A 13983-nucleotide genomic window follows, 5' to 3' on the forward strand; every position below is an offset into this window, starting at 1 on the left:
TTTTTTTATAAATTCAATTTTAAGAGGTTGCAAGCCGAAATTATAGTATAATAATGAGGTGTACAATGACTGAACAATATTACTACAAATCAACAACTGAAAGAGAATTCGACTGCGTAAAAGATGATGAGAGATTGATAGAAACTTTGTCTGATAAAGGCTATACTGTTTATGCCATTGCACAAAAATCTAATCAATTAATACCATATCATGAACATCCTTCCGAAGAAATGGTAATAGTATTAAGCGGTAAAGTAAGATATATAGTAGAAGAAGAAATCGTGGATTTAGAAGAAGGCGATATTATAAGGGTAAGACCGCATTCTGTGCATTCCATGATAGGAATTTCTGAAAACGGTATATCTAATTTACTTTTAGTATTTATTTAATCTTTTATAAATTAATAGTTAAAAAATATAATTGTATAATATAATAATCTAAAATTATATTACACTAAAAATTTTCAGTATATACCTAAACAATTATATTTTGTCAATTTTTGCTTTTTTATGAATGTAAATAATATTTTTTTATAAAATAAAATATTATTTTATATCGATCAAATATGTTTTATATGTAAGATAAATTATTAATTTTTGTAAAATAGTGAGTAATCAGCCGCACGTATAGTTGGCTATCCATAATAATTTGCAATACTGTGCGGAAAGCCCATATGGTGAATATTTGACAAACTTAAAAATTTTCAGTATATACCTAAACAACTATAATTTGTCAAAAAAATAGTTTTTATGTTTTTATTATTTCGGGGACTAGCCCCCGAACCCCCACTTCTTTTGTTGACACAAAGAAGCAAAAAGGCTATATTTTAACTTAAATTTGATTAATTATATTACATGTAATACAATTTTAGTACGATTTAATACTAATTTTATACTTGCACTTTTTGGTTCTTTTTGCGGCGGGAAAAAGAACAATAAAAAAATTGACAAACTTAAAAATTTTCAGTATACACTAAATATATTTCAAATGTAAAAATTGAAATGGATTATTTTTAATATAAAAGTATTAATTAAAAAATTTAATACAAATACTAAATTACTTGAAATCTTTATAAAGCATACTAGGCTGAACATCAGTATTATTCTGGTATTTGCTGCTTGTATACTCTTCATATTCTCCGTCTATTGTATGATAATAAAGCTGAGCTATTTCAACCCCTGGATATATTATTATAGGCTTTATACAGAAAATTTCTAAAGTCCAGTATCCTGCAAATCCTACATCTCCGAAACCAGCAGTAATATGAATAAATATTCCAAGCCTTCCTATAGATGATCTGCCCTCTATCATAGGAACAAATTTTTTTGTATTAGTATATTCTAAAGTTCTGCCTAAATATAATTCATTAGGCTTTAATTGATAACCGCTTTCTGGTATTATTATTTCCTCTACTTCATTTGGTTTTTTCATATCAAGAACATTATCTTTATATACCAAAAGTTTATCATGAAGTTTTACATTATAACTATTTGAATTTAATTGTTTTCTATTGAATGGTTCTATTATTATATCTTTACCGAGATTTTTTTCTATTTCAAGCCCTGACAAAATCATTTATTTATTTTCCTGCAATTTATTTTAAATTATTTCACTTTATTTTTCGGTATTATTATAGTATAATTTATCGAGCAAAATAAAATGAGGGAGTTATTAAATGCTATCTATAAATTATAAAAACGTTTTAGGATTTTTACAAGAGCATGAATTGGAATATCTTGCTGAGCATGCTAAATATGCAAATGAACTTCTTGAAAACAAAAAAGGTGCCGGAAATGACTTTTTAGGCTGGGTTAATTTACCAACTGAAGCTTTGAAAATGGTTAAAGAAATCGATGAATTAGCTAAAGAAATAAGAGAAAATGCTGAAGTATTAGTATCTGTTGGTATAGGCGGTTCTTATTTAGGCGGTAAAGCAGTAATTGAATCATTTTTGAATCCTTTCTCTCAAGCTAAAAAAGGAAATACTCAGGTTGTATATGCCGGTCATAATATGAACGGAGAATATTTCAAACATTTATTAGATTATTTAGAGGGAAAAGACTTCTATATTAATGTTATATCAAAAAGCGGTACTACAACTGAACCTGCTATAGCTTTCAGAATGTTAAAAGAATATGCTGAAAAAAGATATGGTAAAGACGGTGCTGCTAAAAGAATAATCGCTACTACAGATAAAGCAAAAGGAGCTTTAAAAACATTATCTACAGAAAATAAATATAGAACTTTTGTAATACCTGATGATGTAGGCGGAAGATATTCAGTTCTCACTCCTGTAGGACTTATACCTATAGCTGTTGCTGGAATCAATATCGAAGAGTTTGTTAAAGGCTTTGATTCTATGGCAAAAATAACTAAAGAAATGGATTATAAGAAAAATCCTTCTATGTTATATGCTATGATAAGAAATGCTCTTTATAATAAAGGATTCAGCACAGAAATAATGGTTAACTATATACCTAGAATGCATTATGTATCTGAATGGTGGAAACAATTATACGGTGAAAGTGAAGGTAAAGATAAAAAAGGTATATTCCCTGCTTCTGTTGATTTCTCTACTGACTTACACTCTTTAGGTCAATTCATACAAGACGGTAAAAGAGGATTATTTGAAACAGTTATAAGAGTTGATAAAGAAGATATTGACTTAAAAATGAAAAAAGAAGATTCTGATTTGGACGGACTTAATTATTTAGATGGAAAATCTTTACATGAAATTAACAAATCAGCATTAGAAGCTACAGTTCTTGCCCATGTTGATGGAGGAGTACCAAATATCATAATAGATTTAGATAAAATTACTCCATTCACTATTGGAGAGCTTTTGTACTTCTTTGAAAAAGCATGCGGAATATCTGGACATATACTTGGAGTTAATCCATTCGATCAGCCCGGTGTAGAAGCATACAAGAAAAATATGTTTGCTATGCTTGGTAAAAAAGGTTATGAAGAAATGGGTAAAACTTTAAGAGCTAGATTAGAAAAATAATTATTATTGATTATAATATTATTAATAAGGCTGATAGTAAATTGTAAATAAAATTTATTATCAGCTTTAATTTTTTATATATCTATTATTTTTGTCCTACAACAGAATATATAAAACCTTTTATTTGTTTTTTATCTATTACTTTAAATCCGTTTTTTATCATTAGTTTAGATATACCTTCTTTGTTTTCTGTATGACAATCTCCGCTTTTCATTATCTTAAATAAAATATGATTGTCTATCCAAGCTGCAATTCCGCCAACTCCTGTATCTGATAATATATAAAGTCCTCCTTTTTTGAGAACTCGATAAGCCTCTCTCATAGCCTCATTAGGATATGGATAATGATGAAAACTTTGTATACATGTTACTATATCAAAAGCATCATCATCAAAAGGAAGTTTATTGGCACTGCCCAAAATAAATTGAGCATTCTCAATATTTTTAGATTTTGCAATCTTTATCATCTCTTCTGATAAATCAAGTCCATAAAATTCTGCCATTTCTTTATCTTTTAGCATATTTATTAAATAACCTGTTCCAGAGCCTATATCTAGAAGTTTATTATAATCTATATTTTTTAAATATTCTGACACATAATTGCAGCTTATTTTTCCGTATTTAGAATAATAAATAGTATCTTTTTCATCATAAATACTAGCTTGCCTATTGAAATGTTCTTTTGATAATTTTTCATAATCTTTCATAAATATTTTCCATACATGAATAATGTTAGTATATTCTAACATTTAAAATAATTAAATCAATAATAAATTTTCACTAATATTTTCATATATTCAATTATGTAAATATAAATTATTTTGAAAAAAACACATGATTTCATATTATTTTTAGATTGTATTTATTTCTATTTATTGTATAAACTGTTTTATATAGCAATAATTTTTAAAGGAAAACATTATGAAAAAAATATTAATACTCTTTACTATTGTGATATCTTTTATATCAATAATATCATGCTCTAATCAATCAGAAAAACAAAATAATAATTCACAGCAAAATGCACAAAAAATGATAAAAACAGGAGAATGGGATATTAATCCTAAACAAATAAATGAAGTAGATGAAAATATAAAAACAATTTTTGATAATACTGTAAAGAATTTATTAGGCGTAAAAAGAGAATTAATGCTTTATTTAGGAAATCAAACAGTTAATGGTATAAATTATGCTTTTATATGCCGAAGCGAAATAACATATCCTTCAGCATTGCCTTATTATGAAATTATTATATGCAATGTATCTCCTTCAAATGAAATATCTATAGTAAAATTAGAAAAGATAATAGAAAGCAGTCAGAGCAGTGTCGGCGGAATAGTATGCACATCATCCGATGAAGCTAAAATTAATATATCAAATTCTAAAGAAGCTAATGATATTATTAAAATATTTAAAAATGCTGTTAAAGATATTAAAGATATAAAATATACTCCAGAACTTTATGCTGCAAGCCAAGTTGTAAAAGGAATCAATTATTATTTTATAGCTCATGCAGAACTTAATGATGGAACTCATTCAATAAAATTACTAACAATAAATAATTTTACAGAATCAAGCGAAGTCATTGAAGTAAAAAATATTTTATGATATTAAGAATTCAGAAGTTATGTAAACTCATTATTAAAAATATTATAGTCAATTAACATAACAATGCAGATTTATGATATCCTTAACCGATAATAATCTGTAAGAGGTATCAACATGAGAAACATAAGATATAAATATTTGTTTGTTATTTTATCGGTAGTATTCATTTCTACTTTAGAAAATTTATATGGTCAAATCGCCGTAAATACCTATTCTTTAGAAATTACTACTAACGATATAGAAATAGTAAAGTTTATAAATGGATATCAGCTTTATTTAAAGAAAAAGCCGAATGTATACGGATATAGAATACAATTAAAAGGACAAGACGGTTTTAATTCTTATCTTTATATTGATAATAGCGGCAATACTAACTCTATAGTCAGAATAAGAGAAAGCGATTATCATTATAAACTTGGGGAAGTATTTAAAGTATTTATTCCGCAAAATGTATATTTGGATAGAAGAAACAATAATTCTTCATTTACTTTAAGGGATAATATTACTCTAATTTTAGAGGCCTATAATATCAACAATGAGATTTTAATAAATAATGAAATAATATTAAAGGCAAATAATGCTGAAATTTCAACACCTACTATAACACTTAGAAATGTTGAAAAAGAAGGCGATCTATATGCATTTTATCTATACTACTCCGGAGGCGATAACGGAGAATATGCATTTTATGTAAGAGAAGGAAGAACAAATACATCATATAAATTAATAGATACTTCTTATGGAAATACCGGAAATTATGACAGCAGCGGTATTGTATTAGAAGATACTTTTAATAGATCATTGGGTAAAAAACTTTATATAAAAGCATATTTTAAACAGCTGCCTGAGGATAGATATTTATCTTTCAATGTATTTAATACTCAGGGTGAAAGCTTTACTTATCCTATAGATTATGTTATAGAAACTACAAATGTACAAAAGGAAGCAGTACCTCCTCAAATGCCTAGCGGAGGAAATGAAGGCCCTGTACAAATAAGACCTAGAGATAGAGTGATAGAAACTTCTACAAATACCATAATAGTAAAAAAAGATGCTCAGCCTCAAAAAGAAAATAATGAGATAAAAATTTTATCTTCTGCTAATATTGTTGAAAAACCTGTAGAAGAAGAAAAAGCTATAGAAGAACCTGAAGTAAAAGAAAATTTCAATTATAACTTGGAAGCTATGGATAATTTAAATAATGCTAGTAAATCATTCAATACTCCTAATAATTATGTAAAAGATAAAGAAGAATTGAGCGATAAAGTTAAAAGCATTATTAAAAGATACAAAGATGAAGGAAGTATCGATTTAGTTGTAGTGCTAGATACAACAGAAAGTATGCATCCTTATTTGAAAACCATAAAAAGAGATATAAGAGGTATGATTACAGAATTATTCGATAATCATAAATATTCAAGAGTAGGTTTTTTGCTTTACAGAGATGTTAAAGATACTTATCTTACAAAAAAAATAGACTTCAGCGATAATATTAACTTTATAAATAGAGAAGTTAATTATTTCTATGCAGCAGGAGGCGGAGATAAAGCAGAACCTATGTATGAAGCTTTGCAGGAAGCATTAGAAACATTTGATTATATTAATCAGAAAAGATTGATAATAGTTCTTACAGATGCACCTGCTAAAGTTATTGGAAGAGCTAATTTGGATTTGAATTTATCTACAGCTAAAGAAAAAAATGTTACTGTAGAATTTATATTAGCTTCAGAAATAGAGGAAGAAGAAGATCTTTCTGATGATTATTTATACTTCTTTAATTTCTAATATATGTTGATAATAATGAATGAAAAGCCCTTACCAAATAAGGTTTGGGCTTTTATTATATTTATGGGTTATCGAATTTATTTATGATTGGAATTTGATTTAATCTGTATTCAATATTCAATCTCTTAAAAATAAAATAAGTTAAACAAGATACGCTTATCCCAATGAATGCCCCAAATACTACATCGCTAGGATAATGAACTACTAAATAAATTCTTGAAAAGCCTATTAATGCTGCAATCAATACAGCTATAAAACTATATTTCTTATTAAAATAAAGAAAAATAGGAAAAAGCACAGCAAATGATGCAGTAGTATGTGAGGAAGGACATGAAAATGAAGTTTCAAGATGCTTTCCAACAGCAATCCAATATTCATTATAAACGGGATCTGTAAAAGGACGTTCTCTTGCTATTAATGGTTTTAATATAATAGCTCCTAGCAATATAGATATGAATAAACTTACAGCCATATTAATACCGCAGACTCTAGTCCTTTTTATGAATATTAATATAATTGTAAATACTATCAAAGGAATTGATTCTCCTAAATATGTTATAGATGAAAAAAACAAATCTAATATTTGATAATTATTATGTAAACTATGAGCAAATTCTATTATAGTTTTATCGAATATATTTATTATCTGCATTTACTATTCCTATAATTAATTTTTTAATAAAACAATTATATTATAAATATGTAATAAATTTTTTAGTAATAGAGTATACCTAAATAACTATATTTTGTCAAAAATTATTTTATTATTTTTATTATTTGTGGGGACTAGCCCCACCGCTCTGCGTACTTCGTAACACCCCCACTTCTTTTGCGACTGAAGGAAGTACCTGCGACTGAAAGGAGTACCTGACGAAGTCCACTGTAAGTGTAGGTATGGTATTGCCACAAAGAAGCTATATCCTCGACAGGCTCGGATACGCTTCGCGAAAGGCTATATTTTATCTTAAATTTAATGAATTACCTTACATATAAGACAATTTTAATATGATTTAGTACTAATTTTTACACTTGCACTTTTTGGTTCTTTGACGAAGTCCGCCTGTGGCGTGCGGCGGGAAAAAGAACAGTAAAAAATTGACAAACTTAAAAATTTTCAGTATATATAAAAAATAGGAAAGGAGTAATAATTTCCCCTTCCCTATTCTAATATCATATAATTATTAAAAAATAATTATTTTAATTCAGGCCAATATTTTTTATTAGCTTCTATTAACTCATCTAATATTTTCTTAGCAACTTCAACACTAGGAACAGTTCTTGACATACTGATAGCCTGCCACATTTTCAAATATGAACCTTCTATCCAAGCATCAACAACTAATTTTTCTACAGCTACTTGCTGTTCCATTAATCCTTTATTGAATCTAGGAATCTCTCCCATTACCAAAGGCTCAGGGCCATTGCAGCCAACTATACAAGGTATTTCAACCATTGCAGTAGGATCAAAGTTTATTATAGAACCATTATTAGGAACTATTAATAACATTCTTTCTCCTGTATTATTGCTTATAGCACAAGCTAAATCTACTATATAAGTAGCATGTCCTCCTACTTCAAATGTAGAATCTTTAGCAGTACCTGCCTCTGTTATTCTTCTGCATTCTCCAAATACTCTTTTCTCTCTGCCGTCTCTAACCATATCAGTTCTAGTATAATTAATATCTGAATGGCTTACTACATAATCAGGGAATAAATAATATTTGAAATAAGTATTAGGCATAAAGTTTGGAGAAACAGCTAAAACATCTCTAGCTTTTTCATAAGTAGAATGCCAATCAGCATCTACATGTCCTTCCATAGATGGATGTAAGTATCCGTTTTTAGAAACGAATTCTTTTAATATAGGCATTAAATCTCTGCCTGTGCTTTTTTCTATTATACTAGTCCACCAACCAAAATGGTTCAAACCGAAGTATCTTACTTGCATTTCTTTTCTTGATTTCAAACCGCATATAGATGCCATGATATCTTCTATACCAACAGGCATATCACAGATATTTAAAACTTTAGAATTAGGTTTTAATCTTCTGCAAGCTTCAGCAACTATAGCAGCAGGGTTAGAATAGTTAAGCATCCAAGCATTAGGAGAATATTTTTCCATATAATCTATAAGATCTAAAACTCCTCCTATAGAACGCATACCATAAGCCATACCGCCGGCACCGCAAGTTTCCTGTCCTACGCATCCGTATTTAAGAGGTATTTTTTCATCTAAAGAACGCATTTCATATTTACCAACTCTTATATGAGCCATAACAAAATCAACTCCAGTGAAAGCCTCTTTAGGATCTGTTGTGAAAGAAAATTTTACATGAGGAGCTCTCTCTTTCATGATGATAGCACAAGCATTTCCAACTATAGCCTGTCTTTCTGCATCATTATCATATAATTTCAATTCTGATAAAGGAAATCTTCCTTCTTCACTTAAAAGCATTAAAATAATTTCTGGCGTAAAAGTACTTCCGCCTCCGGCTATAACAACTGAATGTTTTTTCATTTTATTACTCCTTAAAAAATTTATTAAATATTATTATTATTCACTAGTTTTTAAAAGTTCTTCAAATTTAGCTTTTACTTGAGGAACTGATAAACCTACTATTATTTGTATAGCATTTCCTTTTTTAACAAGTCCATGAGCACCGCCTTCTTTGAATGCATCTACATCTTTTACAAGATTCACATCTTTAACTGTTACTCTCAATCTAGTAGCACAATTAGTAACATGCTCTATATTATTTCTTCCGCCCAATGCCTCTAAATAAATAGCAGCCTGCTCATCAAAACTTGATTTTTTAGCTTCTCTTTCTTTATAATCTTTTTTGGTATATAGTTTAGTTTTGCTGTCTCCTCTTCCCGGAGTAGGAATATTAAATTTCAATATTAAAAATCTAAATACAACAAACCATATACCAGTAAATATAAGCCCTATAACAATATTTGCTATAACCATAGATGAATGATTTTTCATAGCAAATATCCAGTTTTGCGTTATGAAAGCTATTAATCCTGATCCATAGTTTCCTACTACGCCTCCAACTACATATAATACTGTAGCTAAACTAGCAGCCAAAATAGAATGCACTAAAAATAAGAAAGGAGATATAAATAAGAATGTAAACTCTAAAGGTTCAGTAATACCTACAAGTATTGATGTTAATGTTACAGGTATAAGTAAAGCAGCCATTCTTTCACGATTCTCTTTATTAGCACAGAAATAAATTGCTAAAGCAAGTCCGGGAGCTCCGAATACTTTAGAGTTTCCATGCAAAGCAAATCCGCCTTCAGGGAATAATTGTTTAAGAGGCTCAACCATATTTGAAAATTCAGCAACATGTTTTATCCAATAAGGTTCTATACCTTCAGGTACAACAGCTGGCCCGTAAATAAAAGGTCCATAAATGAAATGGTGAAGTCCTGTAGGTATTAATATTCTTTCTAAAAAAGTATATATAAATACTCCTGCTCCGCCTGCACTGGCTAAGAAGCTCTGCATTGAAGCTATCAAAGCCTGTATTTTAGGCCATATCAAACATGTTAAGAATGCTAAAACCAATACAACAAAGAAACCTATAATATGTACAAAAGATGTTCCTTGGAATACTCCCAAATAATCAGGAAGTTTTGTTTCATAGAATCTATTATGAATAATAGTAATAACTACTCCTATAAATATAGCACCTATTATGCTTGTATCTAATGTTTTAATACCTGCTATTAAAGCTAAACCGCTTACTCCGCCTGCTTCCTGAGTGAAATCAACTCCAAACTGAGGACCCCAAAATTTAAGTATAGCAGCTATAAAATAATTATATGATAAGTAACATATCAAAGTTGCTAATATTGCTCTTTCAGGCGCCATTTTTGAAAGACCTATAGGAATACCTAAACAGAAAAATAAAGGCATATTTCTGAATATAGTCCAAGCACCTTCTTCTATTATAAATACTAACTTGTAGAATGTTCCATCAGGATTAGCCAAATTACCTACTATAGACTGATCCTTAAAAATAATAGTTAATCCTACAACTAAACCGGAAAACGAAAAAAGTAATACCGGTACAAACATGGCCGCCCCAAATTTTTGGAAACTAGCCCTTAAATCAATATTGGCAAACATTTTATATCCCCCTCATTTTAAATTTTTATATCATAATTCAGAGCTTTATAATCTCTAAAATATTTGCATCCTCCTTTATAAAACGCAGACGAAAATAAAAATAACTTATTTTAAATAATCTAAATATGGTTTTTGAGAATCTATCATTCTGTCCACCATCTCTTCAATATTTTTACATACATTAACAACAGGGTTAGCAAGTATAGCCTGTATAGCATATTCTTTTTTATGATGTATAGCAGCCTCAGCTGTTAAATCGTATACGCTTACATAATTTCTTAAAAGTGATAAATAACCTTTAGGAACATTATTTAATTTTACGCCTTTAACTCCGTCTTTGCTTATTTCAGCAGGAACTTCAACTGCTATCCAGCTAGGCAAATCTTCTATTAATCCATCATTCAAAATATTAACAGCCTCTTCTACATAGCTTTCATTTGTAACAATACCATTTATTATGCTTGAAGCTCTTTCTTTTACTCTTAACTCTATTTTAGGTTCAGCTTTAGAAAGTACAGTTCTGTATAATTCATAGAAATCTAATATTCCTCTATGATCAACAACGTCCCAAGCCCAGCCTATATATTCACCGAAATGGCTGTCAACTGTTATAGGCAAAAGATTATATTTTTCTAATATCACTTTTAATAATCTTCTGTCAGCCCATATAAATTCGCCTTTTAATTTATCTTCTATAGAGTGATCAAAACTTTCTGTTTTTGAAAATGCATTATTTGCTTTAGCGTATTTTAATAAATCACTATAGCCTACTTCATGCTCAAAATAACCATGTGCATTTTTTAATACATCAGGATATAAATCCTTTCCTGTTTTTTTATCTTTAATTTCTAATAAGCAGCTGAAATGATTAAGTCCTCCTGCTTTAATATCAAATGAGTCATAATTCATTCTTAAAATTTTTGGAAGCCATTTATGAAGCCAGCCTATCTCATGGCACATACCAATAAATTTAGCATTAGGATAAACTCTTTTTACAGCAGTACATATAGCAGTCATAGGATTTGAGAAATTGAATATATAAGCATTAGGACATATATCCATAGCATCTTTTACTATATCCAAAATAGGCGGAATGATTCTTAAAGAGTGAAATACTCCTCCAGGTCCTCCATTTTCTCCATAAACCTGATGAATACCATACTGCATAGGTATTTTCCAATCTTCATCCCATAATTGAAATCTATCTCCTACCTCTATTGAACTTATAATAAATTCAGCATTTTTAAAAGCCTCTTTCCTATCTGTAGTGGCATCAACAGTAAAATTTAATTTATTAGACTCAATAAACTCTTTAACATAATCATATACTTTTTTCAAAGCATTAGGGTTAATATCAAGTAAAGTTATATGAGAGCCTTCTAAAGACTTAGTAGAGAAAATATCCCCAAGCATATCACATCCAAATTGTGCACTTCCTGCACCTACCAAAACAAATTTAATCATTTCCATCTCCTTTTATTTATAAAATTGAATATTAATTAAATATTCAGCCTATAAAATATCTATAGTTATTATTATATACAAATATTTTACAATATCAATAAAATGATACTAAAAAATCATTTTTTTAGTACTATATAATCATTTTTTAGTTAAAGATATAGATTTTTTATATAAAATATACTATTATTAATATTAATTACTATTTTTGTTAATATTTATTATATTTTTAATATCATTATTATGATATTGTTTATTATAAAAAAATGTAATATAATATAAGAAATCATTACAGGACTGGTTCAATGGTACAGAAAGAGAAAGTTGAGAATATTGCTAAAATTTTAAATATTGCAGAAACAACAGTAAAGAGATTTTTTTATTCTCCTGAAAAACTGCATAGTGATACTTTTAGAGAGATAATGTCTGTTTTGGCTGAATACTATCCTGAAGATTTAAGATCAATAGTAAAATCAGACTATAGGGATATATTATTTATATTAAGAGATCATAATTTGATGGTAGCTTCTGATATAATTAAATATTTACAGAAAATAACTTTAAAATATAATATTTCAATAAGACTATATGAAAATAATGAAAATATACCTTTGAATATACTTATTAATAAAAACAAAAAGAAATGGAGCGATATTAGAGGTATTATAAGTTTATCAACTGAGACCGAAGAAATTACAAATGACTTTTTAATTCCTACAGTATTTTTAAATATGCCTCAGCAGGAGTACGGATTAAATATAGATGTTAATGATTATTTAGGCGGTAAATTAGCCATAGAACATTTATATGAAAATAATTGGAAAAATACTGCTTTTGTAGGACATTATGAATTAAGCGGCGATATAGTAGAAAGATACGAAGGAGTAAAAACTGCATGCGAAAATCTTAATATAGATTGCAAACTGTTTACCACATATAATTTTTCTATGGAAGAATCATACAATATAACAAAAAAAATTTTACAGGATAAAACAATAGATTCTATTTTTTATTTTTGCGATCAAATGGCTATAGGCGGAATTAAAGCTATAAATGAATATGGATATGAAATGGGTAAAGATATAGGTGTAATAGGATTTGACAATTTAGAGATATCTGAATTTTTAGGATTAAGCTCTATGGATCAGAAATTGTATGAAAAAATTCTATACTCTATAGAATATATTTTATTCGGAAACGGAAAACCTTTTACAGAGAAATCTCCTTTAATAAGTTATACTCCCGAGGTAGTAGCCAGAAAAAGCTCCTTAAGAAGATAAAATAGGAAGATAAAATATTATTACTAAAATAAATCCTTAATAATATTAGGATATTTAATATCATTTATTTTTGATATTCCTGCATTATTATCAAATTCTGTTATATGAACTTTTATGGGATCTATTTGTCTTGTAATATACTTTATAACATTAGATGAAACAAATACATCTTTTTTTACATTGATAATTATAAAAGGTATTTTAAATCCTCTAGTATGAAATAATTCCACCTGCTCTAAAGATGAATGTATAACATTATAATCATATTCTACAATAGGTATTATATGAATTTCATTTTCTTTTTCTATATCAAGCATTAAATCCATAAAATTATAATTCTCTTTTATAGGCGAATATAAAGATAATGATTCAAACACCATATAATCATAAGTATTATTACTTTCATCTATAAGATCGGTAATATCTCTTTCATCTATTTTTGCATTAATACTGTGAAGAGGAGATATATTTCCATTGGTAGCATAGGAAACAAATATTTCTGAAGCTTTTAAAGAAGTTGTATTTTTTATATATTCAGGGTCGAATAATTTATTATCTCTTACTTCCATTACAAAAGGTTTATAATAGCATACACTTTTATCAAGCATCTTTAATGATGATACTATATGAGAAGAAATATAAGTCTTACCAACATGACTCTTATCAGATATAACACAAAACAGCTTCATCTACACTACCTTTAAA

The 13983-nt window shown here is 28.1% G+C and carries 12 protein-coding genes; 5 read left to right on the top strand and 7 right to left on the bottom strand.

What is annotated here, in order from left to right:
* The first annotated feature begins 65 nt into the window (after positions 1-65).
* Positions 66-389 (top strand): cupin domain-containing protein, encoded by a 324-nt coding sequence (locus Q0K19_RS00195; protein ID WP_008723089.1) that lies wholly within the window; start codon positions 66-68, stop codon positions 387-389.
* Between the two features lie 667 nt (positions 390-1056).
* Here Q0K19_RS00195 and dcd read toward each other — a convergent pair.
* Complete coding sequence (gene dcd, locus Q0K19_RS00200; RefSeq protein WP_297244476.1) at positions 1057-1575, bottom strand: dCTP deaminase; 519 nt, start codon at positions 1573-1575, stop codon at positions 1057-1059.
* A gap of 100 nt (positions 1576-1675) precedes the next feature.
* Between dcd and Q0K19_RS00205 the strand changes: the two genes are divergently transcribed.
* Positions 1676-3007: a glucose-6-phosphate isomerase gene (locus tag Q0K19_RS00205; protein ID WP_297244478.1), complete on the top strand. Its 1332-nt coding sequence runs from the start codon at positions 1676-1678 to the stop codon at positions 3005-3007.
* Positions 3008-3092: 85 nt separating this feature from the next.
* On the opposite strand, the gene Q0K19_RS00210 is transcribed toward Q0K19_RS00205, so the two are convergent.
* Positions 3093-3713, bottom strand: coding sequence for a class I SAM-dependent methyltransferase (locus tag Q0K19_RS00210; protein WP_297244480.1), 621 nt, complete (start codon positions 3711-3713; stop codon positions 3093-3095).
* 214 nt (positions 3714-3927) lie between these two features.
* Between Q0K19_RS00210 and Q0K19_RS00215 the strand changes: the two genes are divergently transcribed.
* Together Q0K19_RS00215 and Q0K19_RS00220 are read left to right on the top strand one after the other, a co-directional pair.
* Positions 3928-4614 carry a hypothetical protein gene (locus tag Q0K19_RS00215; RefSeq protein WP_297244482.1) on the top strand — a complete coding sequence of 229 codons (687 nt, stop codon included), beginning with the start codon at positions 3928-3930 and terminating at the stop codon, positions 4612-4614.
* Between the two features lie 114 nt (positions 4615-4728).
* Complete coding sequence (locus Q0K19_RS00220) at positions 4729-6399, top strand: vWA domain-containing protein (protein WP_297244484.1); 1671 nt, start codon at positions 4729-4731, stop codon at positions 6397-6399.
* A 61-nt stretch (positions 6400-6460) separates the two neighbouring features.
* Here the strand turns inward: Q0K19_RS00220 and Q0K19_RS00225 are convergent, their stop codons facing one another.
* The 4 genes from Q0K19_RS00225 to Q0K19_RS00240 form a co-directional block, all read right to left on the bottom strand.
* The gene (locus Q0K19_RS00225) at positions 6461-7051 is read right to left on the bottom strand and encodes a phosphatase PAP2 family protein (protein WP_297244486.1); all 591 of its coding nucleotides are present in this window, start codon (positions 7049-7051) and stop codon (positions 6461-6463) included.
* A 540-nt stretch (positions 7052-7591) separates the two neighbouring features.
* Complete coding sequence (locus tag Q0K19_RS00230; RefSeq protein ID WP_297244488.1) at positions 7592-8917, bottom strand: 6-phospho-alpha-glucosidase; 1326 nt, start codon at positions 8915-8917, stop codon at positions 7592-7594.
* A gap of 36 nt (positions 8918-8953) precedes the next feature.
* Positions 8954-10537: an alpha-glucoside-specific PTS transporter subunit IIBC gene (locus Q0K19_RS00235; RefSeq protein ID WP_297244490.1), complete on the bottom strand. Its 1584-nt coding sequence runs from the start codon at positions 10535-10537 to the stop codon at positions 8954-8956.
* Between the two features lie 105 nt (positions 10538-10642).
* Complete coding sequence (locus tag Q0K19_RS00240) at positions 10643-12001, bottom strand: alpha-glucosidase (protein WP_297244493.1); 1359 nt, start codon at positions 11999-12001, stop codon at positions 10643-10645.
* 302 nt (positions 12002-12303) lie between these two features.
* Between Q0K19_RS00240 and Q0K19_RS00245 the strand changes: the two genes are divergently transcribed.
* A complete protein-coding gene (locus tag Q0K19_RS00245) occupies positions 12304-13278 on the top strand; it encodes a substrate-binding domain-containing protein (RefSeq protein ID WP_297244495.1) in 975 nt (324 codons plus the stop codon).
* 23 nt (positions 13279-13301) lie between these two features.
* Here the strand turns inward: Q0K19_RS00245 and bioD are convergent, their stop codons facing one another.
* Positions 13302-13967 carry an AAA family ATPase gene (gene bioD / locus Q0K19_RS00250; protein ID WP_297244497.1) on the bottom strand — a complete coding sequence of 222 codons (666 nt, stop codon included), beginning with the start codon at positions 13965-13967 and terminating at the stop codon, positions 13302-13304.
* Positions 13968-13983 lie beyond the last annotated feature (16 nt).

Source organism: uncultured Brachyspira sp. (genome assembly GCF_944393015.1).
Taxonomy (GTDB): Bacteria; Spirochaetota; Brachyspiria; order Brachyspirales; family Brachyspiraceae; genus Brachyspira.

Coding starts and splice junctions, on each gene's coding strand:
- Q0K19_RS00245 (WP_297244495.1), top strand. CDS start 12,304: ATGGTACAGAAAGAGAAAGTTGAGAATATTGCTAAAATTTTAAATATT.
- Q0K19_RS00230 (WP_297244488.1), bottom strand. CDS start 8,917: ATGAAAAAACATTCAGTTGTTATAGCCGGAGGCGGAAGTACTTTTACG.
- Q0K19_RS00235 (WP_297244490.1), bottom strand. CDS start 10,537: ATGTTTGCCAATATTGATTTAAGGGCTAGTTTCCAAAAATTTGGGGCG.
- Q0K19_RS00195 (WP_008723089.1), top strand. CDS start 66: ATGACTGAACAATATTACTACAAATCAACAACTGAAAGAGAATTCGAC.
- bioD (WP_297244497.1), bottom strand. CDS start 13,967: ATGAAGCTGTTTTGTGTTATATCTGATAAGAGTCATGTTGGTAAGACT.
- Q0K19_RS00240 (WP_297244493.1), bottom strand. CDS start 12,001: ATGATTAAATTTGTTTTGGTAGGTGCAGGAAGTGCACAATTTGGATGT.
- Q0K19_RS00205 (WP_297244478.1), top strand. CDS start 1,676: ATGCTATCTATAAATTATAAAAACGTTTTAGGATTTTTACAAGAGCAT.
- Q0K19_RS00220 (WP_297244484.1), top strand. CDS start 4,729: ATGAGAAACATAAGATATAAATATTTGTTTGTTATTTTATCGGTAGTA.
- Q0K19_RS00215 (WP_297244482.1), top strand. CDS start 3,928: ATGAAAAAAATATTAATACTCTTTACTATTGTGATATCTTTTATATCA.
- Q0K19_RS00210 (WP_297244480.1), bottom strand. CDS start 3,713: ATGAAAGATTATGAAAAATTATCAAAAGAACATTTCAATAGGCAAGCT.
- dcd (WP_297244476.1), bottom strand. CDS start 1,575: ATGATTTTGTCAGGGCTTGAAATAGAAAAAAATCTCGGTAAAGATATA.
- Q0K19_RS00225 (WP_297244486.1), bottom strand. CDS start 7,051: ATGCAGATAATAAATATATTCGATAAAACTATAATAGAATTTGCTCAT.